This window comes from uncultured Collinsella sp., from assembly GCF_959026545.1.
Classification (GTDB): domain Bacteria; phylum Actinomycetota; class Coriobacteriia; order Coriobacteriales; family Coriobacteriaceae; genus Collinsella.
This window is the reverse complement of sequence record NZ_CAUFLV010000006.1, coordinates 62,399-86,336: the sequence shown is the minus strand read 5'-3', so window position 1 is coordinate 86,336 and position 23,938 is coordinate 62,399. Positions and strand designations below refer to the sequence as shown.

Sequence of the window (23,938 nt, the reverse complement as noted above, 5' to 3'; positions counted from 1 at the left end):
ATCAGGCTGTAACCCAGGAGGACGAGGAGCTAACCGAGTGGGTCTCTAGCTAACCGAGTAGGCCTCTGGCGCCCGCCCTTGTCGTTTGCCCCCGGCCCTAGCGATATGCCTGAACTGCCTCCCATTTCTTGGACACAAGAAATGGGAGGCCCTTTTATGGCTGGAAATGCTTTGTACGAAGTGGTCGCGATCGTGCTTGCAGTTGGACAAAGATCACGATGGTTCTTGTGCACTCTCCTTCATGGGGTGACGGGCAGGTCACCAAGCTGAGCACACGGCGAGCCCGTTCGATAAGTTCCTCCTTGTTTTCGGCGCAGCATGAGGCGTCTTTGGAAAGGGAGCGCAAAAAGGAGCGCAGACCACTGTTGCTGGCGAATCGGAACTGCTGGATGTCTGGGTATAAGGCATCGACGTTGATTGCCATGAGAGGCTTAAACGTTGCATCTCCATGCTCGGGGGTTGACCAATGCGCATCTCCGATGAGTGAAAAGGTCTGCTGTTCATAGGCGTGCGAAAGCGGCGTGAACATCGAGTCTGGCGCATCCACGGTGTGTCCATAGATGAGGATATGGGAAGCTTCCGTAGTGCAACGGGGGTCGATATAGGGACAGCCCAAGGTGCTTGCCCTCCCCCAAAAATCGTGTTTCAAATACCATCCGCCAGCATGCTCTCCCCGTTCTGATGTAACGGGGTAGCTGATGCTCGTGCCCTCAACCGTTAGCCATCCGACTACATCGGGGTTCTCCTTCCTCAGAGAGGGCCAGTCGATGCCCTCTTTTGCCGCGTTGTTTGGGGAATCGCCAATCACCTCGACCTCAAGCGTGCTATATCGAGATAGTGAGCGTGACGTGCCGGCGGCCATGATGCCCGCCGTCGCGGCGAGCAGCGTTGCAGTGAGCATCATGGCGCGCTTGAAGAGCGGTCGAATACGTCGTCCTCCAACGCTCATGATCGCCGTTTGAGATAAGGGCGCTGCGGCCGAACACGTGCTCTCCTGCCGCAGGCGAGGCCCACACCGCCGGCGGCTAGTGCCCCGGCAAGCAGGAAGGGCGCCGGTGATGCCCACCCCGTTTGGGCGAGCGGGCCCTTGGGTTCATTGCCCGGCGTTTGGGTTACGTAGTCTTCGTCATGGTTTTCGAGTCCGGTACCGCCTCCGTTGCGATACAAATCCACGTGGGCTGAATTAGACAAATCGGTGCCGGCGAGATATTCGCCGGTCGCGCGCATGTGAATGACTGCGGGGGACAACGACTGTTCCGCTGGATTATCCCCCTCGCTCTTTGAGCTTTGCGCGCGCTCGATACGGTCTAGATCATCGTGCGGATCTTTAAGGTCATCACGCTTCCAAGAATCGCGCCGTGACGTAAACGACTGCTCCACTCGACCATACTCAAGGCGAATACCCGTGATGTATTCCCCCTCACCTAGGCCAAGGTCCTTTGCGAACAACATGTGGGCTTCGTCTGCCGGCAGGTCTTGTGTCCACAGGGCCCAGCCCGCATAAGAGACCGCGCGACCATCATCGCCTAGATGCACCGTGGCGGGGTCGGTGAGCCAGGGGTTGTCGTGCCCATCGTCACGCGTCGCGTTTGCACCACTTTCATCCATATGGTCATCATCGATGTTGTTCGTGGTGTACCACACGTTGAGCTTGCCGTCGAAGTCCTCGCGCGCAACCGGCGTCGTGATTCCCTCGAATATCGCCAGCCCCTCGCGCACGGCATCCAGGTCATCGGTGACGGTGAACTCGTCGACCCAGGTGGAGCTTGTGTTTCTAAAGTCGATGCTGTAGTCGAATCGGCCTTCGGGGGAGACCGTGACGTTCGCTTGATTAAGACCGTCTCCGTTTTCGACGGTATCGGGTGCCGTTGGGTCGGCGATTTCCTGACGCTTGTCGATTTCCCCTTGAACGGTAACGGGCTCGTCGTACATGGTGACGGTCTGCACCGCCCCCGTTTCCTCAACGGTGAACGCGACACTCTTGGCCTTGTCGTACCCGCGTGGGGTCATATCCTCAACGAGCGTGTAGGTACCCGGTGCGAGTCGATCGATACGATGGGCCTCACTTCCGCTCGTCCACTGCTCAACGACTTCACCCTTATTGTTGAGGATGCTCAACTTGGCTCCTTCCACCTCCTCTTCGTTGGTGATATCCCTTTTGGAGATCTCGACTTTTGTGTAGTCGTTTTCTACGGTCACGGTGTGGGTTTGCTTACCCTCAATCTGGCCATGTGCGTCGACTGAGAAGAAGATAGGAAGGTATGGGCCAATAAAACCAGGGGGAGCCCCCGTTTCTCGCAGGCCATACGCCCCCTCCTCCAGGTGCTTTACGGTCAGAGTTCCGCTCGCATCCGTGGAGGCGTCGAACGTTGTGGCGCCGCCGGTAAGAAGGATGGGGAGATCTGTCCACGTCCCCGAATCGAACATGGCGTATGAGGCGGTGGTTCCCAAGGTTGCGGTGTGCGCCTCACCTCCATCGACGGTTAGCTCGTAACGCCCGGCAGAAAGATCGCTTGCTGTGTAAGCGTTGTCTTCTTTCCGATACGTGAGCTCAACCGGCTTGCACGCATCTCCCGCATGCGCGAGTGTCGCGCTCGTACCGAACACCCCTTGTGTGATGGAAAGAACATATCTCTGGTTTTCGACGATGTCGAGTTCCTTGAGGTCGATGTCGAGTTGCTTGCCATCGCGAATAACGGAAAGCGCGTATAAGCCGGGCTCGAGGTTGGTTTGGGATGTTGTGAGTTCGAGGGGAGAGCTTCCCTCACGCTGGAGGGAGACGGATATGGCGTCTGGCTTGACGAGCTCGATGACGGCGTAGGGAACGCGCTGCTGGGCGCAGACGGTTGATCCCTCGGGAGCACGCACCGCGATCGCGCCGCCCTCGTTCGGAGAGACGGAGATCTCGTCTCGTCTATCCCACAAGGAGAAGGACGCACCTTCCAAAGGAGCACCGTTGTCCGTAATGTTCTTATCGACTTCAAGATGCGTGGGTTCATTGGCCGCTTCGACATCCGCATACACGAGGTTCGTGGAGCTGTCTTGGTATGTGAGGGTGAATTCGAGCGGCGTCGCGTCAAGAACGTGCCCATCTGGAGCCTTCGTTTCAACGAAGGCATAGCGCGCGCTGCCCATCCCTAAGGGCAGTTCTCTGGACTGTGCCCAGCCGCCTTCCTGCGTCACCACGTGATCGACGATCTGTCCGGCGGTTGCCTGAATGGTTCCATCGGGGCTGATAACGTCATCGAGGGCCACCACATCGAACTCGGCGCCTGCAAGGCCATAGGCTGCATCATATTTGCTCTGGGATGATATTTTCCCTGTTTGAAGCGATTTGCTGGGCTCCTGAAACTCGGTAAGGTGTGGACAATCATCCTTTTCAGAGCAGGTCTTGTGGATGGATGCGACTCCCCGTGCCTGCTCGTCCGCCACACGGACAACAGTCACCGGGCCGGTTTCATGCTCGTCTGAAATGACGACCTTGACATCCTTGTTTGGAAGAAGATATGGCTCCCGCGCCGCCACCTCGCGAAGATAATACGTTCCCGACCTGAGTGCCTCGGGAAACGTGACGGTTCCCGTCTCGTCGGTTTCGAATATGGAGACTTCACTGTGGTTGGGATACCAAACCTCTTGGGTAATAGGCTTGAGATCTTTGTCCAAGAGTTGGAAGGAGAAGCCGGCGAGCGGTACGGTTTGCCCGCTTTCGGCATCGGCCTTGACCACCTGGATGCGCGAGGTGATGAGGTCGTTATCGACGATGTAATGTAGGCTCGCCCCGTCTGCCATGGCGTCCACGCCGATGGTCCAATCGGGACAGGGACGATAGCCCTCAGGTGTGGTGGAAGGATCTTCGCGGACCGTATAGCCCTTGGCATCATAAGGGAGCGCGCCGGATATGCCCTCCACGCGTTTTCCCTCGCCCATCCAGGGTTTCTGCGGGTCATCCGTCTTGTCGGCGGCAATCGCCTCCCGATTCACCGTCTCGGCGCGATCGGTGGACGCTTTGCCGTTCTCGTCGGTGATGAGGGAGCCAACGGTTTTGCCGGTTGTGTTCGAGATGATCTCGAATCGGATGCCCGGCCCGGCATGTTGCAGCCCCGATCCCTCGGCCCCGGTGTCACGGTATTTGACGATGTCGATGTCGAACGCGATGACATGCTCGATGAAATCATCGGGCTCAAGGGTGATGACCTCGGCATCTCCCAGCTGATCGGCGCCGACCGTGTAGGTATGGGCGTTTGGATCAAGCTTGTATCCCGCAGGTGCCTTGGTCTCGGTGACGACGATGTTTCCGAGCGGCACCGCGTCGAACACGACTGACCCCTCTTTGTTTGTGGTTCCCGTTGCGCTCCAGCCGGATGTGGAGGTTGATGTCACGCGAAACTCAGCACCCTCGAGCGATGCTCCCACCTGCGCTTTCCCGCCCGTGGCGGAATCCTTTTTGGCGATGATGAGCCGTACGGTCCCCGCCTTGTCGGAGAGGGGGACCGAGCCCTCGGAATCACCGGTGGAGAATTCGATGCGCTGCTTGTTGAGGCTGAACCCTGCCGGCGCTTTGACCTCTATGGCGTAGTATGAGGTGTTGGGCGTGAGCTCGCAGGAGGCGTGCCCATGCTCGTCCGTTGTTATTGAGGTGACTTTTGCCCCATCGGACGCTCGATAGATGTCGTAAACGGCGCCTTTGAGGGAGTACGTCCCGTTTCCCTTGGTGATTTCGACATCCGCCGACGTCTTGGTAAACCGTACTGTTACCTTGGGGTTGTAGCGCAGGTGGATCTCTCCCATCTGCTGCGTTCCCCACATCTCGCCTTCGAGGAACGCGTCGGCGTTTGCACCGCCGCTCGTGTTGGAGTGGATGACGATGGAATACGTGCCGTCCTGCTGGAGAGTTCCCACATAGTCATAGGTTCCGTCGTAGGGGACGGCGTAATGAATGCCCGAGATGCAGCGCCCATAGGCGATCTGCGTCGACCCATCGGGAAGATGGATCGTTGCCTTGCATTGGGCCACGGCACCTTCATAGTATGCCTGCTGTTTGTTCGTAATGACGATGTCCGCCTTGCCGGTGATCGTGCTGGGTGCCGCATATGCGGTAGGTGTAGCCTTGCCGCCCTCCATCGTTCCCGCCAGCATGCCCAGCGCGACAACGGCGGCCACGGCGAGCGCGGCGAGTAGCTTGGGAGCGGGACGTCGCGGTATTGCACGCGGCCCTCTCGATGCGATGAAGTGATCGTGTCGCCGGCGCGCGGCGAGGTGTGTCCGAAAGCGTTTCACCGTTCCTCCCGTTCTCCCGTGTTGTATGGGGAGGAAAGCGTAGGGGACGCTTTTGTCCCTTTTTCCCGCATGATGCCCGGATTGTCTGGCCTGGGCACCGGTAACATCTGACAGCACGCAAAAATTCAAGCTAGGAGGTAATACGCTGCCAAAGGAGCGAAGGCAACGGGGGCAACCGCCCTCGGAATCATCGGATAATCTCCCCATATCCGCACGGCCCGTCACCCTTCGGCCAAGGTTTCGACCAGCCGGTGAACGCACATGCGGATACCCGAGAAACAAGTAGGCTAATAGCTGGCATTTCGCCGGTCTCGGCTATACTTTGAAGCGTTGTAGACACAAGACCGAGAGGTACTACCATGGATAACGCTTCCGAGAAGACCCCGCTCGTCGGAATCATCATGGGTTCCAAATCCGATATGCCCGTCATGGAGGGCTGCACGGCCGAGCTCGACGCCCTCGGCGTGCCCTACGAGCTCGTCATTGCGAGCGCCCACCGCAATCCCGCGAAGGTCCACGAGTGGGCGGAGACCGCCGCCGACCGCGGCATCAAGGTCATCGTCGCCGCGGCTGGCAAGGCGGCCCACCTGGGTGGTGTCGTGGCGGCATTCACCCCGTTGCCGGTGATCGGCGTCCCCATGAAGACAAGCGACCTGGGCGGACTCGACTCCCTGCTTTCCATGGTTCAGATGCCTTCCGGCGTGCCGGTTGCCTGCGTGGCCATCAATGGCGCCAAGAACGCCGCAATTTACGCCACGCAGATTCTCGGCGCCACCATGCCCGAGTACCGTGATGCGATCGCGCGGCTCAAGCGCGATATGGCCGAAGCGTAGCCCGGTATGGCAACCGGAGGAAGGCACTTTAAGCCCAGTGGTGCCGCGCACCAGCCGAATACGACCTCAATGGGAGGCGCCGCCGCCTCTCAGAACCGGGGGTCTCATGCCGCCTCACCGCCTCGCCAGATGTCGCACGTCACCGCGCCGCAGAACCGGGCGACGTACAATGCCGCGCCCTCAAGCGGGGCGCGGGTGTCCCAGCCTATTCGGCCGCCCCGCGTAGCTCAGGCTTCTCCTTATGCGCGCCCCCAAGGCTCGACGGGCACGCGCGGCGGTAGGCCCGGGTCGACGTCGAGCGCGCCACGACCCCGCCGTGGTCGCAATATCGCGTCGTACGTGCTCATCGCCATAGGGGTCGTGCTATTACTCGTGGCCGGCGGTCTGTTCGTTCATGCGCAGATTGGTTACAAGCAGGCGGCGGATTTCTACGATGGCCTTACCAAAGAGGCGGTCACGCTCTCCGATGAGGGCGGTGATGGTGTGCCGGTCATCGACTTCGATGCGCTCAAAAAGGTGAACGAGGACGTGGTGGGCTGGATCTACATTCCCGGCACGAACATCAACTACGTCGTCGTCCAAGGCAAAACCAATGACACCTATCTGCGTGCGCTGATTTCGGGCGACTATAACGCCAACGGCACCGTCTTCCTCGATTCCGAAGGAACCGCGCCGGGTCTTGTTGACCAGCAGACGACGCTGTACGGTCACCACATGAACGACGGCTCGATGTTCACGCAGGTGTACGATTCGCTTGATCAGGAGAAGTTCGACTCGATAGAGAAGGTCTACTACATCACGCCCGAGAAGACCTACGAGCTGAAGCCCCTGTTTACGATGCGTGTTGATGACGACTACGTCGAAGCGCGGCAGACGTCGTTCGAGGGTGATGGTGGTCTGGCGCAGTACCTCTCTGATTCCATTAAGCACGCCGAGGCGAAGGCGACGGACGCCGACACGGAGTTGAGCAACGCAACCAAGGTGCTCACGCTGGTGACCTGCGACGATGCTTTCTTGGCGCAGACCAAGCGCGCCGCAATGGTGTGCACGCTCATCGCCGAGTACGACACCGTCCAGCCCTAAGCGTAAAACCGCGCGCTCCAAAAATCCGTCCCCGCTCCAAAGGGGGTACGTTCCCAAACGCCAAACCGCCCGGCGTGCCATTTGGGGACGTACCCCTTTTGGCACGCCGGGACCCTGTTGCGGGTGGAGTGCCACGAATCGGGCGTTTTTGTAACGAGTTTTGAGGCGTGCCGAGTAGAGGGACATTTTTGGCATCATCGCCGCAGATAAAATCTTTTATCATTGTCCCTCTACTCGGGGTGTTCGGAAACTCGTTACAAAATCGGCCGATTCGTGGCTTTAAGAAGTTGAGGAATGGCCTCGGGACGCGTCCGAGGGTCTGCGATAAATCCCACACTTTTTGATTGAGGTACTCGTTTCTGGAGGCTGTTAATATGGAATACTGACAATAATCACTAGAAAAGTATACAAAGTGTAGTTGTTTCTACTATAATTTGTCAGTATGAAGTTCAGAGACTACATAGAAAGAAATCAAGTCTTCACCGTTGAGCAGCTTATGTCGGAGTCTGGTATGTCTGCCGCATCGGTGAGGACAACTTTGGATCGCGCGATAAAGCATGGAAGCATCGAGAGAATTCGACGCGGCGCATACGTTTCAAAGATTGGCGATTATTCTGGCGCGGGCGTGAGTGCGCTGGATGTCCTTGCGGCGATCGATTTAGATGCAGTCATTTCTTTTCACTCTGCCCTTGAGGTCCACGGCGTTGCTCATAATGTATCAAGCATGTGTCAGTTTAGGTCGAGAACAATAAAGACCAAGTTCTCCTATGGCGGTGTTTTGTATGTACCATACGCTTGCGACAGATCGATTCGCTATCAGTTGATAGGAGCGGTTGGCGCTAATGGGGCCGGAGTTACCACGCGCGAGCAAACGCTAGTCGATTGTTTGCGCTATACAGATAGGGCGGGTGGCGTAGAGGAGGCGCTGCGATCCCTTTCGCTTTTTCCCTACCTTGATGTTGATGAGCTGCTTGCTCTTGTGGAGCAAGGGTCAGCCTCGCTTGCTGCGAGGGTTGGCTGGTTGTTAGAGCAAAAGCAGCGCGATTGGCGTGTGCTAGATGAGCAGCTCGACCGACTAGAGACCATGGTGACGGGCGGACCATACAGGTTGGACAAAAGACAAACGCGAAGCCCGGGTTGGTCAAAACGCTGGAACCTGTGTTTGCCTGCGGATCAAGAGGAGCTGCGCTCATGGGTCCTATAGATATTGAAAGCTTCCGACCGGAAACGCTCGACAAGGTCAACCGCCTTTTGGAGCTGCTGGCAGAAATGGGTCGCCACCCAGATTTAAAGGGCAAGCTTGCGATGCATGGTGGTACAGCGATCAACCTGTTCATGTTTGGTCTTCCGCGTTTGTCGGTTGATATAGACATGTCGTACGTGGGGAGTCTTTCACGGGCGGAAATGATGAGAGAGCGTCCAGGGATCGAGCGCGGCATACAGGAAGTTGCAAGCTATTTAGGATATAGAGTTGACGCTCGCGAAGGCGGGCATGCGGGACGGACATTTGTATTGAGGTATAGGGGAAACTGGGGAAATGATCATGTAAAGATCGATTGCATTTACATGAATAGGTCGCCCCTGATTCCGCTCCGAGTGAGGCAGTCTCCGCTGCGCCCCGATTTGGATGTTTTGATGTTTGACGATTATGAATTGGCAGGGGGCAAGGTCAAGGCGTATTTTGACAGGGTCAAAATACGCGATTTGTACGACATCGGAAATCTGGCGGAGCACTGTAGCGGCGTAGAGGCGCCAGACGAGCTGCTTCACAAGGTGCTGCTGTACTATGCTTCGCTGTCCGCTCATTTTCCAAACAGCTTTATTGGCAGGTCACTTCGTTTTGAAAAATGTGAAAAGGAGGTCGAAGAGCAGCTCGTCCCCATGTTGCGCCAGCTTGAAAAACCCCCGACTCTCGATAGTCTTATGCAAAAGGCGGAGAGGTTTGTCGAGAGTTTCGTCCTTCCCAAAAACGATTTAGAAAAAGAATACCTGGAGCGATTGTCCCAAGGGGACTACTGCCCAGAGCTTCTTTTTGGAGATGGTGAAGTTACGCAGCGCGCCGCGCAGAGTCCTGAGGCACAATGGAAACTGCTCAATCTAAAGAAGATGGGTGGTTGATGTGCTGGCGGCGTGATGTCCGCGCTTGCCATGCGAGTCGTCTCAGGTGTTCCAACAAGGGCCATATGGCAGAAAGCGAGTTTACCCATGGCAGATATACCCTCTATCGACGCGTGGTTGCGCGAGGCCAAAGCGGACCCGTCGTTCCGCGCGTGCGGCATGTACCTTGTCCACAACGGCACCGTGCGTGAGACCCCCAAAGCCGAAGCACGCGGAATCGAAACCGATGGTGTCCAGCCCGGCGACAAAGTCACCAGCATGCACTTTTCCTACGACGAGGACAAGGTCGCCGCTGCGGTAGAGGAGGCGCGCACCCTGCCCGGCATTGGGTACGTGCGCGTATGGCTCAACTCCGGTGAGCTTGCGGTGGGCGACGACATCATGCTCGTGCTCATCGGCGGCGACATCCGCCCGCGTGTGATCGACGGCCTGCAGCATCTCGTGGCAACCATCAAAAACGAGTGCGTCAACGAGATTGAACATGGGGAGGGGCGGGCGCAGTGACGCTCGATTGCGTTCTGCCCGGAAGTTCAATGGATGTGGATCGTATATATCCCCGAAGTGGCTAAAAACTACCGTTTTGTATCGCTCGTCCCGCCAAGGACACCTCGGCCAAAGGACCGAGATTGGAAAAACGCCTGTTCACGTGGGTGTAGTGTTTCCACGAATCGTTTTCGCGACATGATGCACCCCAGTTAGGGGCGCGTTTAGGGTGAAATGGGCAGCATGGCGCCGCGCTTATGGATACAAATCGGTATTTTTTAGCCAGTTTTGGCGCGCCTGCAGATATGAGGTGTCTCGGGTCATTCTCCTTCGCCAAGGCTCGCGTGTCAAGGGGCTCGCCCCCCCCTTTTTTGGCATGTTGCGGCTGATCCTACGCCTCCGTCTTGGGCGAATCCACGCGGCTCGAGGTCTTGGGGTGGATCGTCATGCTCTGGAAGCGATGCTCCATGTACGCGTTGTCGAAGTGCTCGGCGTAGAACTCCTCGACGGGCGAGCTCGGCGCGATGCCGCTCTCACGGCAGAACCAACAATCGAGCGCCTGCAGCGTCATGACACCGTTCGTCAACATGAGCGCGGCCACTACCGTGGTGAGTGAATAGCGCATCTTCCAGGGGATCAGGTTGATGAGCTTGAGAAGCCTGGGCAGGCACAGCTTGATCCAGAATAGGCCGAGCGTGCCCCACATGAGCATGAACGGCGTAGACGTGCGCCCGGCGAATAGGATCGCCATCGGATCGGGCACGCCGGGCAGCAGCTCATAGGAGTAGCTCCATGCGATGGCGCCGAACGACGTCTGCATCCACCAACTCACAGCAGCCTCGAACACGCCGCCGATAACGGCACTCACTAGGAAGATAATGACGAAGCTCTTCTTGTAAAACCGGTTGAGCGCGATGGTGAGCAGCACGGCGCCAAAGCCGTAGATGGGACTGAACGGCCCGAACAGAAGGCCGGCTCGATCCTGGTAGACGCCCGGTTCGACGTACACCATATGGAAGATGACCTCGATGATGAGACCGAGCACGCAGCACACCATGAAGACCCAGAACAGGTTGAAGAAGTTCAGCTTAATGTAACCCTCACCTGTAAGATCGCGGCCGAGCATGCCGCCTGCCGCGGCAACGCGGTCTTCCAGGTCGCGCAAGTGACGCTGGAGTTCGCGTTCCTCGCGCAAGGTGGGGTCGATGGTGGTCGACAGACCGGTGAGGATGGCGAGCTGGATGGCGGGGCGGATGAGGTGCACGCCGATGCCCTGGAGCATGACGTCGATGAGGATTTGCCCCACGGTCATGACGATGAGCGCGTATGCCCAGCGTCCGGCGTCGCGGCGGTAGCTTTTGAGAAGCGTCCAGCCAAAGATGATGAGCGCGACGGAGGAGATGAAGGTCAGCACCGATCCGATGGCCGTCATGGTGAAGGTGAGCGTGAGGTCGGAGCCAATCAGCGCGCTTTCCTGTCCAATGGCGAGTCGGTACAGGATGATTCCGAAGTACGCGCCCATAAGCGGGAGCGCGATGATGCCGTCGAGTGCGCAAAGCGCCCCGTACACGCGGATGATGAGCGGGATGGTCTTGCGCTGCTCGGCGGTGAGGTTGTTGGGATCGAGGTCGTTACCGGGCAGGTCGTAGTCGGGGTTGGATGCTGTACCGGCCGCGGCGCTCGTGCTGCTGGTCACGTGCTGCTCCTTGCGTGCGTTCGAAATGGGCTGTGTACTCATGGTACCCGTTTTGGCATGCAAGGGGGGAGCGGGCGGCCTGCGGGCATGGCGTGCACAAAGGGACGCGTACGCATCGGTCGGCGCCGGGGTCGGCTGCGCAGTTCATGCCCAATGGCACGCACGATGGCGTCCTGCCCGGGCTCCGCAATCGCCGCGGCGCAAAACGGCCCGCCGACCGTGTGGTCGACGGGCCGGATGCCGTTATGGGAATCGCGGAGCGCTTACTCGCCCAGCAGCTCCTTCTTGATGGAGGCGGCGGCCTTCTTGCCGGCGCCCATGGCGAGGATGACGGTGGCGGCACCGGTCACGATGTCACCGCCGGCCCACACCTTGGGGTTGCTCGTGCGGCCGTCCTCGTCGGCCTCGATGAGGCCCCAGCGGTTGAGCTCGACGTCGGCGCAGAGCTTGGCGAAGGGGTTGGCCATGGTGCCGATGGCGGTGATGGCCACATCGCAGGGGATCTCAAAGGCGGAGTCGGCCACGGGGACCGGTCGGCGACGGCCGGAGGCGTCGGGCTCGCCGAGCTCCATGCGCTCCAGCTTGACTGCGGACACAAAGCCGTCCTCGCCCTTGATGAACTCGAGCGGGTTGACGAGCTCCAGGATGTGCACGCCTTCTTCCTTGGCGTGATGGACCTCGGCCAGTCGCGCGGGCATCTCGGCCTCGGTGCGGCGGTAGGCCAGCGTCACGCTGTCGGCGCCCAGGCGCAGAGCGGTGCGGGCGGCGTCCATGGCAACGTTGCCGCCGCCGAACACCACGACGTTCTTGCCCTGGCGGATCGGGGTGTCGTAGACGGGGAAGTCGTACGCGTGCATGAGGTTGGTGCGGGTGAGGTACTCGTTGGCACAGTACACGCCGGGCAGGTTCTCGCCCGGGACCTTGAGGAAGCGGGGGAGACCGGCGCCCACGGCGAGGTACAGGGCGTCGAAGCCCTCCTCGTTGAAGAGCTCGTCGGCGTCGAACAGGCGGCCGGCGACGGAATTGTACTCGAAGTGCACGCCGAGCTGCTCCAGGCCGTCGATCTCGCGCTTGACGATCTTCTTGGGCAGGCGGAACTCGGGGATGCCGTAGGTCAGCACGCCGCCGCCGGTGAAGAAGGCCTCGAACACGGTGACGTCGAAGCCCTCGCGTGCGAGCTCGCCGGCGCAGGCGATGCCGGAGGGGCCGGAGCCCACGATGGCGACCTTCTTGCCGTTCTTGGGCTTGCACGCCGGGGCGCGGCCGACCTCGTCGGCCATGTCGCCCACCATGCGCTCGAGTTGGCCGATGGCCACGGCCTCGCCCTTGCGGCCGAGGATGCACTTGCCCTCGCACTGGTTCTCCTGCGGGCACACGCGGCCGCAGACGGAGGGCAGCAGGTTGTCGCCCTTGATGGTTTCGAGGGCGCCCGCCCAGTCTTCATCGCGGATCTTGGAGATGAAGCCGGGGATGTTCACGCCGACGGGGCAACCCTGCATGCACAGGGGCTTCTTGCAGTCGAGGCAGCGGTTGGCCTCGGCGATGGCGTCTTCCTTGGTGAAGCCCGTGTCGACCGGGCGGAAATCGCACGCGCGCTCAGCGGCCGGCTCCTCGTTCGGAGCAGTGCGGGGAGCGCCGATGTTCGGGCGATACTTCTTTACTTCTGGCATGCGCAGGCCTCCTCATGACGCTTGGTGGAAACGGCCTCTTCGCCGCGGTAGCTGGCCTGGCGCGCGGCCAGGTCGTCCCAGTCGACGGCGCTGGCGTCGAAATCGGGGCCGTCGACGCAGGCGAACTTGGTCTCGCCGCCCACCTCGACACGGCAGCAACCACACATGCCGGTGCCGTCGACCATGATGGGGTTGAGGCTGGCGATGATCGGGATGTTGTGCTCGTGGCAGGTGAGGGAGGAGAACTTCATCATCGGCACGGGGCCAACGCAGAAGGCGTGGTCGATTGCGTCCGTCTCGCACAGGCGCGCGAGCGGCAGAGTCACGACGCCCTTCTCGCCCATGGTGCCGTCGTCCGTGGTGACGTATAGGCCGGCGAGCGGCAGTGCGTCGAACTGCTCATGCAGGATGAGGAGGTCCTTGGTGCGGGCACCCATGATGACGTAGACGTTCTTGCCCTGCTCGCAGAGCATACGGGCTACGGGGTAGGCGATGGCCAAGCCCACGCCGCCGCCGATGACGGCCACGGAGTCGCCCTCGATCTCGGTGGGCTTGCCCAGCGGTCCGGTGATGTCGCGGATGAAGTCGCCCTCGTTGAGTTCGGAGAGGCACTTGGTGGTCTTGCCGATCACCATGAAGATGAACTCGATCCAGCCCTCCTCCGCATTCCAGTTGGCGAAGGTGAATGGCACGCGCTCGCCGGTATCGTCGATGCGCACCATGAGGAACTGGCCGGCGTGAGCTTTCTTGGCCATCCTCGGGGCGTGGACGCGGAACTCGAACACCTTGTCCGAGAACTGCGTCTTTTTCAGGATTTCAAACATAGAACCCCTCTCTGATTGGTCGGGGGCGTTTGCGCAGGTAGCGCGCACGAGTTCCCCGATGAAGCCTAAGCGGCATATGCGCATGGCGAATATGCGCATACGGTGTTCAGTATACCGCGCGTTTCCCATTCGGGGTTCGAACCGATGTGCTATCGGGCCAATGGTGGGCCGTTGTTCGGTGGGCGTTGCTGGGAAGCAGCTAGGGATAGTTTTACAACGACTGCCCGGCGGTGTTCGTTGGCGTCTCCATCTCAATTCGGTGCCTGTCCCTAAATTGAGGTTGGGCTCCTAGTGCTTGCCGTTGGATCCCGCGCCGCCGTTGACGTGGTCGCGGGCAAAGATGACGCCGCGCGTCACGGCCAGCGCGGCGGCCTCAGCGGCGGCTTGCGTCATAAAGCCGAAATCCTCGGCCTCCTTGGCGCGCAGTTGCTTGAGCACGAAATCGGCCACGGGCATACGTCCCGGAGGGTCGCCAATGCCGGCGCGGACGCGCGAGAAGTCGCGACTGCCGAGTTTGTCGATGATGGAGCGCAGGCCGTTGTGGCCGGCGTGCCCGCCGCCGACCTTAACGCGTACGTCGCCCGCTGGGATGTCCAGCTCGTCGTGGATCACGAGCAGCTCTTCGGGCTTCACTTTGTACTGCGCGCAGAGCTTGGAGATGGGCCCGCCGCTCGTGTTCATGTACGACTGGGGCTTGACCAGCACGACTTCGCGCTTGCCGCCCTCCTCTTCGGGGTCGTTCACGCTGATGAGCGCGACCTCGGCGCCCGCCTGGTTCTTCCAATAGCTTACGCCCGCCTGCCGAGCGAGGATGTCGATGGCGCAAAAGCCGGCGTTGTGGCGGGTAGCGGCGTACTCGTCGCCGGGGTTGCCGAGGCCGGCGACCATACGGGTTTTCTTGGGCTGTGCTGCGGCCATGAGGTCTCCTTGCTGTTGATACTTCCCGCAGAACATGGTGCGTGTGCCGTGCGGCGCTGTCAACGACCCCCGCAGGGAGAGCATAAGTTGGGCGATGCCCCCGTGAGTTCCGAGGGGCTTACAGAAAACGGGTGCACCAATCGCTAATAGTGGGGGGAGGCGCATCGTTGCGAGCATAAAAACTGCCAGATAGCTTTGATAATGAACCAACACACAAAGTTGACAAAGTGTGCGGGGGGGGGGCTATAACTAATAAATCCTGTGTGTCTAATCGTAGGGGTCGTTTTCGACCCTGCGCCGCGTCCTTGGCGCGACGGCACGAGATGGTGTGGAAGATGTTGGCTCGGATTTGGAACGCGGTGCTGGCGGTACTGCTTGCGCTGGTTGCCGCATTGGTCATAGTGTTTGCGGGGGTTCGCTTGATCGGACTCACCCCGTATGCCGTGCTTTCCGGATCGATGGAGCCGGAGCTTCCCGTGGGGTCGCTCATATATGTGCGCGCCGTCGACCCATCTGAGGTCGTGGTCGGCGATGCCATCACGTTCAAGCTTGAGTCGGGCACGCTCGTGACCCACGAGGTCTATGAAATCGATTCCGCCGCGCGCGAGTTCAAGACACATGGTATCGCCAATGTTGACTCACAAGGAAATATCTCGCCCGATGCGGCGCCGGTCCCGTGGTCGAGCCTGGCGGGCTCGGTCGTGGCGTGCGTGCCGCTTCTGGGCTACGTCAACGTGTTCGTCACGCAGCCGCCGGGGGTCTTCATGGTGATCGCCGGCGTGGCCGTCGTGATCGGCGTGAGCATCGTGATCGAGCTGGTGGGCGCCGGCAGGCACGACAAGCGGGAGGCGGCCCACGCCCCCAAACACATGAGGTGACACGGGGCGCGATGCGCCTTGGCACACGGGAAGGATCCGAAAGCAGAAAGGATGTACACCATGGATTCGAAACAGACGGGCAGGAAGAGGACGGGCCTGGTGGTTGCGCTTGCGCTCTGCTGCATCCTCGCGGTGGGTGGCGTCTTTGCGTGGTTTAGCGCGCAGGATAGCAAGACCAACACCTTCGTGCAGGGCAACGGCGTGACCGAGCCCGAGAAGAAGCCCGACCCCACCAAGCCTGAAGGCGGCGGGGAAGGCAGCACTGAGGATAAAAAGTCGGATGATAAGTACATCACCGAGACCGAGTGGAATGATAATTCTGCAATCACCCCGGGCGCCATTGTTCCCAAGAACCCCAATGTTGGCATTGGCAAGACCTCCAAGGACGCATATGTATTTATGGAGGTTGAGAATAACCTCGGCGCGAATGCGTACTTCGTTCTGGGCAGCAACTGGGCTCCCGTTTATGGCAAAGCGACCGCATACAACGGCGAGTACGATGTCACCATCAGCGGGGACAAAAAGACTCGTTGCTACACCAGCGGCTTGTTCGTGTATGTGGGCGACTCCAAAGCCGTCGACGAAACGGGCATGGCGATGCTGAAGCATGATCCGAAGGGCGTAAAGGACATGTACACGGGCGAAGCCTTCAACAAGGTTTACACCAATTCCAACTTCACCCTTGATGCGAATAAGACCATCGAGGTTAAGGCGTATATGGCCGCCGCGTCTGCTGATGGTGAGGATATGACTAGCCAGGACGTCAAGAACGAAATCATCGCCAAGGCTAATGCATGGTCCGAAAGCAATCCTAAATAAGGATCGGTTTGCCTGTCCGCACTGATTGACGTGCGGGCTCGATTGCCGGGGCGAGAGCCGCTCTCGCCCCGGTATCCCGCGTTATGAGAAAGGGGGTCTGCTCATGCCTGCGGATAACGCGCAAGCTAAGGCCGACTCAACGAAGACACGCATGCGGCTCTGGGTGCTCCTGGCCGCAGTGATCTGCGTGTTCGCCGCTGCGCAGACCCTCTCTGTCATCACGCGTGAGAAGCCGTTTCTCGATCGTCTGCAATTCGGCACGGTCGGGATCGAGACTTCCATCACCACTATTGACGAGACCGGTGCGGAGATCCCTGCGCCCGAAGGCGGCGAGCTGGGTACCGGGTCGGTCCACATGGAGCGCATCGTCCGCGTGAAGAACACGGGCGGCCACGCTCTGTTCATCCGCGCCAAGCTGCGCTTCGAGTGCATCGATGCCGCCGGAACGCCGCACCCGGCCGACGACCTCGTTTCCTACGACGTCGGCAACGACGCGTGGATCCAGCGTAACCCGTCCGATGGCTACCTATATCTCACTGCCGCGCTCGAGCCTGGCGAGATTTCAGAGCCTGCCGTCACCGGTGTGGACGTGGATACCGCCGCCGCCATCGCCCGCCATGGGGAGGGGTGCACCTACCGCTTGGTGGCCGACGGCTACGGCGTGCAGAGCGAGAACCAGAAGAGCGACGACGTGCTTGAGGCTGAGGGGTGGCCGGCATGATGAGCAGCGTGAAGAGGCAACCGGGCGGTATTGCTCACGATGCCCGCGTTGAAACGAGGACGGCGGCGCATGGCGGCCGCGGGCTGCGCGCAGTGGCAGGCGAGGGTGCTCCTGCGCCCCGGAGTCCAAGAGGCGTCGTCCTGGCTGCCGTGCTGGGCGCCCTCGTCCTGGCGGTCTGCTCGCTCGCAGTGCCTCAGGGGGCGCTGGCCCTCGACCGCGGTGTCGATCCCATCCTGGTGCACGACGTCGATGAGATGATCGAGCTCATCAAGCAGTCGCGCGGCATGGTGGACGGAAACTACATGAGCTTCGAGGGCAAGACGATCGCGCTCGAAGCCGACATCGATTTCACATCCATTCCCGACGGCGAGGGAAAGATCGACCAGATCATCACCGAGCTGGGGTCGCTCACCTTCGGCGATAAGGACCACCCCTTCAGGGGCGAGTTCGACGGCCGCGGCCACTACATCAGGCACCTCGACTACCATCGCGACCTGTGGAAACCCAAGGCGAACACCGGCCTGTTCAGCTTCACCGAGGGCGCCTACCTGCATGACGTGCACTTCTCCGATTGCTACGTCGGCGCGGATTTCCGCGGCGGCGTGCTGGTGGGCCAGGCCAGAAACACGCGCATCGAATCGGTGCGCATGGAGGACTGCACCATCTCGGTCACGCCGGCCAACAACGCGGTGTCGCTCATCACCAACGCGGGCGTCATGGGCGGCATCATCGCGGGCGAGATGCTCGACAAGTCGTACATGTACGACTGCACCGTCCAGGGAGGCCGTGCGGTGAACAACTCCGTCGTCGCCGTCTCGGGCCTGGGCGGCGAGGGCTTGTACCTGGGTGCGCTCGTGGGCTCGGCGGAGGACTCCCAGATCGAGTATTGCCGTGTGCTCCCCAACAATCAGTACTACATCGATCGGTCGGCGAAGCCTGATACCAGCGTGTACGCTCGCGACGACAACGGCCATTACAAATATCAAACCGAGGTCTACAACCGCTACGAGGTGGCGGTCGGCGCCGTGGCGGGCCAGGGTGTGTATGCAGGCGGTATCGTGGGCTATACCAACGACGTCGATGTGGTGGACTGCTTCTCCACGGCATGGGTGCATACCTGGGTCGCCAACTACGTAGGCGTGGGTTCGGGCAACATCGGCTACGTGGGTGGCATCATCGCGCATGCGAAGAGCGGGAGCGAGGGCGCCAACGCGAGCCAGGTCATCCGCTGCCATTACGCCGGCAACATGGAGAGCTATCAGTGGAACGCCGTCGCCGTCATCCCCATCATCCAGAGCAACGTGTACCTGTCCGGCCTGGTGGAGCGCGACTGGAACGAGGATACGGGTCTCTACAACTCGTACTTCAAGCGCAACGATATCGTGGGCAAGGACTCTGCCATCAAGCCGCATCCCAACGGTTACGTACGCGCCTGGGGCGACTGGCTGGGCCTCAACTATAGCGGCGGCGAGCACGGCCCGTCTGCCCAGGGCTTCAGCTACGGCCCCATCGTGGACGACGCGAAGTACGCCGACCGCCTGTTCTGGGAAGGGGAGGGCTATGACTTCGAGGGAGATGAGGTGCGCCTCTCCACGATCGACAACCAGATCCCCGGTCATGTGAACAAGTGGATCATGGACGACTACCTGGGCATCCCCGTCCACGGCGACTCCGTGAAGGCCACGCTCGACTTCCCGGGCGCGGGCGACGTGACCATCTCGCAATCCACGCTCGGCAAAGAGCAGAAGACGGCCGACCCGTACAACTTCGCGGTGCAGCCAGTGAGTGCCAACGAGACCGAGCTGACGTTCACGGCAACGGTGAACAACGACCGCGCTGCGAACACGGCGCTGGCCATGGTGTCTTCCGATGCCAACGAGGGCTTCCGTTTCCAGGGGTGGTTCCGCAACAAGGGCGTGACGTCCAACCATATCCAGCAGGGCAAGCACGCGTTCTTCGACCCCATGGTGCCGCCCGAGCCGAACGGCGAGCAGGTGAGTGCCGAACTTGAGCACGTGGCGACCAATTCTGGAACGGGCGCCGACGAGGGCGCCCAGTTCTCGGATAACGACCTGTTTGTTGCCTACTACCAGGCCCAGGTGCTGTTCCACGATGTGAAGGGCGACGTGATCGACAAGGACAGCTCTGCAACGGAGGCGACGCCGCAAACGGATGACGATTGGTACAACCACCAGGACGCGCTGCCCGGCGTGGGCGAGCCGAAGGCCGACCGCGAGGGCGGCGAAAACGCTCCGGTGGCCGGTGCCGCGAAGTTCCTGGGCTGGACCACGCAGAAAAACAAAGTTACCGGTGGCGGTTGGCCCGATGTGACCACGCCCGAGCTCAATGCCATGAAGGCCAGCGGCACGTTTTTCGAGGGCGGCGAGCCTATCGAGCGTCCCATGGACCTGTATCCCGTCTACGCATCGCTCGGCGCCAACATCAATGTGATCGCCGAGGGTCACGAGCTCGATTCGACCAGTTCGGATGTGAATGTGCGCGAAGGCGTTGCTCAGGCTACGGTCACTGCGAAAGACGGAAAATACGAGCTGGGAATCAACGGCCTCAGTGCCGAAGGCGCATTGCCCGATGGCTACCGCTTCCTGGGCTGGTACGAGGTCAAGCAGAACGCGAACGGCGAGCCGGTGTATAAGGAGAAGCCGGACGTGGTGTATAACGCGGCGGGTGATAGGTCTACGGCGTATCAGTACGAGTTCGGCAGGAAGTTGAGCGGCGATCCGGTGGTGACGATTCCCGACGATGTCGACCTAACGCAGAAGCATTACTACTACGCCCGCTTTGAGTACCGCGTGGATTACTACGCCTCGGCGTATCTTATGGGTGGAATCGCTGAATGGGAATCCCCTCGTTTGTATACGGAGCGCTGGAAGACGTATTGTTCCAGCTTTGACAAGCTGAGGGGTCCTGAGTTTTATCGCGAAACCATCGACCACTGGTCTTTGAACGAAATGATTGGCGGCCATGTTTCCGGCGATGACGCCGCAACGTTGCTCGCGGGTGGCATTGTTGCCCATCATGTAGTGAATGGGCATAACGAAAAAACTAGTGGTGGCGTGTACGATATCGTTGCCACGTTCGATTTTCCCAATTCCGCACGTATCTACATGAGTGGCAACCCCGATAATATCGGTAAAAACTTCGAGCTGAAAGCTGAGCCAACAGACCCCGCAGGGTTTAAGTTCATCGGATGGTCGTGGCAGCAGAATAGCAACGAGGGAACCAGCCCGAACAATCCGTGGGAGACGGGTGCACACTTCACCAAGCCGAATCGCTATTCATATGAGGCCCATCTTGTTGCTCAGGTGAGATTTGTTGACGCTGGCGAAAATGTCGGAGACAAGGTGGTGAGCCGTGCGTATTCGGATTATGCCGGTGATGCGGGGTTCACAGATGGATTCCAGAAGGTGTTCATGGAGTCGGATTCTGAGTACGAATTCCGCTATTTGAAATACACCGGTGGCGATGCAAGCGAAGAGCCTAATGGGTTGAAGGTCGCTATCGAAGCGTCTCCGTCTGATGAATATATGCAGAAGAAGCGCCCCGATTCGCTGTTCCTGGGCTGGATCGACAAATACGAGCTTAAAGCGGGAACGATGACGGAGGGCGAGTACGAGAGCCTATATAGCGAAGATACGCGTACGGCGAAGGTATCCATCGACACGATCGAGCCGTATTTGGTCAAGGAAGACCGTCTATGCGATCGCCCCATGATGCTGTATCCCGTGTATGCAGACTACAGTTGCGAGACTACGACCAATATCACGCGTGGCACTGCACTGACTGAGCCTGCGAACCCTGAAATCACCCCCGCGTTGGCCGATGTGGCAATTAACGGTGACGGCACCAAGACTGTTGCGGTGAAGGCCGACATCGAATCGGCTACGGTTGAGAAGTATTCGCTGGCATCTTGGACCATCGAGAGTCCCGAGGGCACGGTGATTGACACCATCCGCGCGACGGACGGTAACGGCAATCCGGTCACGAGCGGCGGCGCAGCCGTGGGCAACGACAACGCGAAGCTCGTCTACACCATCAAGGCCGGCTCCCATTACGTGATCGTGGCGAACTACGAGGCGACCCGCGATGCTGAGCTGGATGTGACGTATCACGTGCGTCCCTCTGGTGAAGCAGGCTCCGCGACCAAGGTTGTCGCAAAGAAGGCGGGCGAGCCGCTCGGCCGCGGCCCGGTGCCGGAGTTCAAGGTGGATGGCGCCGCCTTTGTGGGCTGGACCGAGCAACAGCCCGCCAAAGGCGCCGAGTACCTCATGTTCGATGCGGCCGACGCGTCCAAGATGGTTGACGAATACACGATTGTTGAGCACTCGATGGAGTTGTGGCCGATATACCGCATCATCGGCACCGAAGGCGATCAGGCCAACGTGCGCGTGAATTCGAACATCGACAATACGGACGGCGTCGGCGTGGATCACCGTCGTGCGACGGTGAAAACCGCAAGCACCCCGCAGGGCCCACAGACTTACGTAGCGCTTGAGGCCGATGCGGTGGACGGCTATAAGTTCATCGGCTGGTACAAGGATTACATTGACATGACCGTCGACGCGGATGGCAAGGCCACGGTTGAAGGCACGCCCGTGCCGGGCAGTCGCGTGACGGGCGATGAGATGTTTGCCGGCAATCTCTATACCGCGGTCTACCAGAAGACGCAGGTGTACAAGGTGGTTTACCACTTCCCGGACATGGACGGGGCGGACGGTCCGCTCGAGGCAAGCACGGACACGATCGAGTTCACCGCCGATGACAAATCAGCTTTTGTGCAGAAGATAACTGTCCAGAAGCCCATAATCGGACCCGACGGCAACCCTGTCTATAACCCCGACGGCACGCCTCAGATGGAGGACGTCGAAGTTGAGGCTACGGTCGTCGGCGGCGAGCAGACGGCCGCCATGGAGGGCTTCCTGTCCAAGAAAGACGCCGAGGGCCAGGTGAAGGAGCTCTTCAAGGAGTGGGAGTGGAAGAAATCCGACACGGAGACCGTGCCTTGGGATGCGTTCTGCAGAGCTTCCATTGTCGAGAGCATGACGAATGCGGGCGTGACGGAGATGCACCTGTATCCGGTGACGCATCGCCTGAACGCACTTGACCAGGATGGCGCGCCGTACGCCGCTTCCAATCTGGTGTGGCAGATAGACCCTGCAGCACTGGAAAAGGAAGTTGCCGATCCCAACGCCGAAGGCGCAACGCCCGCCGTCAAGATTGCGTTCGGTCCTCGCACGCTTTATTTGGGTGACACCCTGACTGTCCATATGGATCAGGTTCACTATGCGAAGCCTGAGGCGGACCGTGCGGCTTCTGTCGACGGCAAGCTCGTTGCCATCTTCGACAACTTCGACTTTACGAAGGCCAAACAGCTCGACAAGAAGGCGACGGGGCATCTGGGCGTGGGCCATGAAGGCGATGCCGTGTTCGAGTTCGATACCACAGGTTCGCTGACGATCGAAAAGACCGCTCCGCTTATGGCTGCCGGCTCCACCTTCACCTTTACGGTGACTGAATGCGACGAGAACGGTGAGGTTGCGCAAGATGCTAAGAGCGCGACGGTGACCATGACTGCACAGGACAACGGCCAGGGCGCGGCAACCGCTTCGGAGACGATCAACGTGCCGTGGGGTTACTACAAGGTTGTTGAAACCAGCTGGGGCTGGCGCTACAGCCCGACGTATCAGTTCTTCGAAGGCGGCATGACCGTCGAAGGTAGGCCGGATAACGTCGTGCTGGTCCGCAGCCAGGGCACGGCCAAGGTGACCAACGCGCTTACGAACGACAAGTACCTCGACGGCGAGGACCGTGCGAAGAACGTGTTCGGAGTCGGCAGGAATCCGGTTGAGAATGGAGGTGGGCGCTGATGGCGATCGGCAAGCGCGATAGGGACCGTCTTGGGGCGGGCACGCCTCAGGGCTCCCGGGGCGCCCATTTCCGCCCCGTCGGCAGCGCCGATGCGTGCGGGTGCGCTGGGGAGCCGACACTGGGGGGCGCGCCGGTGCGTCGCGGCGGCCGGCGTCCCCTCAAGCGCGCCGTGATCGTCGCCGTCGCCGTGCTCGCCATGTGCGGTGCCGGCGGTGCGGTGGCGTGGTTTGGAGTGCAGGACAACGTGCTCAACACGTTCACGCGTGGCGAAATTCAGCCTTCCATCGAAGAAGCGTTCGATGCCTCTTCCACGGTCAAAGAGAACGTCTTCGTGAAAAACGAAGGTACGGCGCCGGCATACATGCGTGCGACCGTATCCATCTATTGGGAAGACAAAAATGGCAACCAGCTCTGGGATGCGCCGCAGGAGGGCCAGGGCTATTCGATCACGTGGGGCGATGCCCTTACGGCGTCTACGGGCGAGCGCTGGATCAAAGGCGCCGACGGCTATTACTACTGGTCCGTGCCCGTGGAGGCTGGTGGCAAAACCGAGAATCTCATCGACGAGGTTCGACAGACGGGCACGGTGGCGGGCAAAAGCCTTGTGGTCGATATCTCGACTCAGGCTTTGCAGGCCAATTTGTCTGCCGGCGAAGGGTTCGACAAGGTGTGGTCGGCATCGAGCGGCCTTGCGGTCGGCGTCGACGGTGTGCTTGTGAGGAAGTAGGAGGC

The 23,938-nt window shown here is 60.1% G+C and carries 16 protein-coding genes; 10 read left to right on the top strand and 6 right to left on the bottom strand.

Going from position 1 to position 23,938, the window contains the following annotated elements:
* Positions 1-154 precede the first annotated feature (154 nt).
* Both Q5Q88_RS04525 and Q5Q88_RS04520 read right to left on the bottom strand, forming a co-directional pair.
* Positions 155-949, bottom strand: a complete 795-nt coding sequence (locus Q5Q88_RS04525; protein WP_302742005.1) for a class B sortase — start codon at positions 947-949, stop codon at positions 155-157.
* Entirely contained in the window at positions 946-5,277 is a 4,332-nt protein-coding gene (locus tag Q5Q88_RS04520; protein WP_302742003.1) for a SpaA isopeptide-forming pilin-related protein, read from the bottom strand. The genes Q5Q88_RS04525 and Q5Q88_RS04520 overlap by 4 nt, the downstream gene beginning before the upstream one ends.
* Before the next feature lie 359 nt (positions 5,278-5,636).
* On the opposite strand from Q5Q88_RS04520, the gene purE reads away from it, so the two are divergent.
* The 5 genes from purE to Q5Q88_RS04495 all read left to right on the top strand — a co-directional run bounded on the left by purE (position 5,637) and on the right by Q5Q88_RS04495 (position 9,815).
* Positions 5,637-6,110, top strand: a complete 474-nt coding sequence (purE, locus tag Q5Q88_RS04515; protein ID WP_294122212.1) for a 5-(carboxyamino)imidazole ribonucleotide mutase — start codon at positions 5,637-5,639, stop codon at positions 6,108-6,110.
* A gap of 360 nt (positions 6,111-6,470) precedes the next feature.
* Entirely contained in the window at positions 6,471-7,193 is a 723-nt protein-coding gene (locus Q5Q88_RS04510) for a class B sortase (protein ID WP_302742001.1), read from the top strand.
* Positions 7,194-7,635: 442 nt separating this feature from the next.
* Positions 7,636-8,397 carry a type IV toxin-antitoxin system AbiEi family antitoxin domain-containing protein gene (locus Q5Q88_RS04505; protein ID WP_118654046.1) on the top strand — a complete coding sequence of 254 codons (762 nt, stop codon included), beginning with the start codon at positions 7,636-7,638 and terminating at the stop codon, positions 8,395-8,397.
* Positions 8,385-9,311, top strand: coding sequence for a nucleotidyl transferase AbiEii/AbiGii toxin family protein (locus Q5Q88_RS04500; protein WP_118654047.1), 927 nt, complete (start codon positions 8,385-8,387; stop codon positions 9,309-9,311). Before Q5Q88_RS04505 ends, Q5Q88_RS04500 begins: the two co-directional genes overlap by 13 nt.
* A gap of 87 nt (positions 9,312-9,398) precedes the next feature.
* Positions 9,399-9,815, top strand: a complete 417-nt coding sequence (locus tag Q5Q88_RS04495; RefSeq protein WP_118654048.1) for a molybdenum cofactor biosynthesis protein MoaE — start codon at positions 9,399-9,401, stop codon at positions 9,813-9,815.
* A gap of 370 nt (positions 9,816-10,185) precedes the next feature.
* Here Q5Q88_RS04495 and Q5Q88_RS04490 read toward each other — a convergent pair whose 3' ends face one another.
* The 4 genes from Q5Q88_RS04490 to pth all read right to left on the bottom strand — a co-directional run bounded on the left by Q5Q88_RS04490 (position 10,186) and on the right by pth (position 14,902).
* Entirely contained in the window at positions 10,186-11,490 is a 1,305-nt protein-coding gene (locus Q5Q88_RS04490) for a putative ABC transporter permease (RefSeq protein WP_233546206.1), read from the bottom strand.
* 263 nt (positions 11,491-11,753) lie between these two features.
* Positions 11,754-13,160 (bottom strand): NADPH-dependent glutamate synthase, encoded by a 1,407-nt coding sequence (gene gltA, locus Q5Q88_RS04485; RefSeq protein ID WP_302741997.1) that lies wholly within the window; start codon positions 13,158-13,160, stop codon positions 11,754-11,756.
* Entirely contained in the window at positions 13,148-13,984 is an 837-nt protein-coding gene (locus Q5Q88_RS04480) for a sulfide/dihydroorotate dehydrogenase-like FAD/NAD-binding protein (RefSeq protein WP_302741995.1), read from the bottom strand. The genes gltA and Q5Q88_RS04480 overlap by 13 nt, the downstream gene beginning before the upstream one ends.
* Before the next feature lie 288 nt (positions 13,985-14,272).
* On the bottom strand, positions 14,273-14,902 hold the full coding sequence (pth, locus tag Q5Q88_RS04475) for an aminoacyl-tRNA hydrolase (RefSeq protein ID WP_302741993.1): 630 nt from the start codon (positions 14,900-14,902) through the stop codon (positions 14,273-14,275).
* A 335-nt stretch (positions 14,903-15,237) separates the two neighbouring features.
* Here pth and Q5Q88_RS04470 point away from each other — a divergent pair, with 335 nt between their 5' ends.
* The 5 genes from Q5Q88_RS04470 (at position 15,238) to Q5Q88_RS04450 (ending at position 23,933) form a co-directional block, all read left to right on the top strand.
* Complete coding sequence (locus Q5Q88_RS04470; RefSeq protein ID WP_302741991.1) at positions 15,238-15,780, top strand: signal peptidase I; 543 nt, start codon at positions 15,238-15,240, stop codon at positions 15,778-15,780.
* A 60-nt stretch (positions 15,781-15,840) separates the two neighbouring features.
* The gene (locus tag Q5Q88_RS04465; RefSeq protein ID WP_302741990.1) at positions 15,841-16,599 is read left to right on the top strand and encodes a SipW-dependent-type signal peptide-containing protein; all 759 of its coding nucleotides are present in this window, start codon (positions 15,841-15,843) and stop codon (positions 16,597-16,599) included.
* 103 nt (positions 16,600-16,702) lie between these two features.
* Positions 16,703-17,320: a hypothetical protein gene (locus tag Q5Q88_RS04460; protein WP_302741988.1), complete on the top strand. Its 618-nt coding sequence runs from the start codon at positions 16,703-16,705 to the stop codon at positions 17,318-17,320.
* A complete protein-coding gene (locus tag Q5Q88_RS04455; protein WP_302741986.1) occupies positions 17,317-23,205 on the top strand; it encodes a hypothetical protein in 5,889 nt (1,962 codons plus the stop codon). The genes Q5Q88_RS04460 and Q5Q88_RS04455 overlap by 4 nt, the downstream gene beginning before the upstream one ends.
* The gene (locus Q5Q88_RS04450; protein WP_302741984.1) at positions 23,205-23,933 is read left to right on the top strand and encodes a hypothetical protein; all 729 of its coding nucleotides are present in this window, start codon (positions 23,205-23,207) and stop codon (positions 23,931-23,933) included. Before Q5Q88_RS04455 ends, Q5Q88_RS04450 begins: the two co-directional genes overlap by 1 nt.
* The last annotated feature ends 5 nt before the right edge of the window (positions 23,934-23,938 follow it).

Coding starts and splice junctions, on each gene's coding strand:
- purE (WP_294122212.1), top strand. CDS start 5,637: ATGGATAACGCTTCCGAGAAGACCCCGCTCGTCGGAATCATCATGGGT.
- Q5Q88_RS04465 (WP_302741990.1), top strand. CDS start 15,841: ATGGATTCGAAACAGACGGGCAGGAAGAGGACGGGCCTGGTGGTTGCG.
- Q5Q88_RS04455 (WP_302741986.1), top strand. CDS start 17,317: ATGATGAGCAGCGTGAAGAGGCAACCGGGCGGTATTGCTCACGATGCC.
- gltA (WP_302741997.1), bottom strand. CDS start 13,160: ATGCCAGAAGTAAAGAAGTATCGCCCGAACATCGGCGCTCCCCGCACT.
- Q5Q88_RS04505 (WP_118654046.1), top strand. CDS start 7,636: ATGAAGTTCAGAGACTACATAGAAAGAAATCAAGTCTTCACCGTTGAG.
- Q5Q88_RS04495 (WP_118654048.1), top strand. CDS start 9,399: ATGGCAGATATACCCTCTATCGACGCGTGGTTGCGCGAGGCCAAAGCG.
- Q5Q88_RS04470 (WP_302741991.1), top strand. CDS start 15,238: ATGTTGGCTCGGATTTGGAACGCGGTGCTGGCGGTACTGCTTGCGCTG.
- pth (WP_302741993.1), bottom strand. CDS start 14,902: ATGGCCGCAGCACAGCCCAAGAAAACCCGTATGGTCGCCGGCCTCGGC.
- Q5Q88_RS04500 (WP_118654047.1), top strand. CDS start 8,385: ATGGGTCCTATAGATATTGAAAGCTTCCGACCGGAAACGCTCGACAAG.
- Q5Q88_RS04480 (WP_302741995.1), bottom strand. CDS start 13,984: ATGTTTGAAATCCTGAAAAAGACGCAGTTCTCGGACAAGGTGTTCGAG.
- Q5Q88_RS04450 (WP_302741984.1), top strand. CDS start 23,205: ATGGCGATCGGCAAGCGCGATAGGGACCGTCTTGGGGCGGGCACGCCT.
- Q5Q88_RS04525 (WP_302742005.1), bottom strand. CDS start 949: ATGAGCGTTGGAGGACGACGTATTCGACCGCTCTTCAAGCGCGCCATG.
- Q5Q88_RS04460 (WP_302741988.1), top strand. CDS start 16,703: ATGCCTGCGGATAACGCGCAAGCTAAGGCCGACTCAACGAAGACACGC.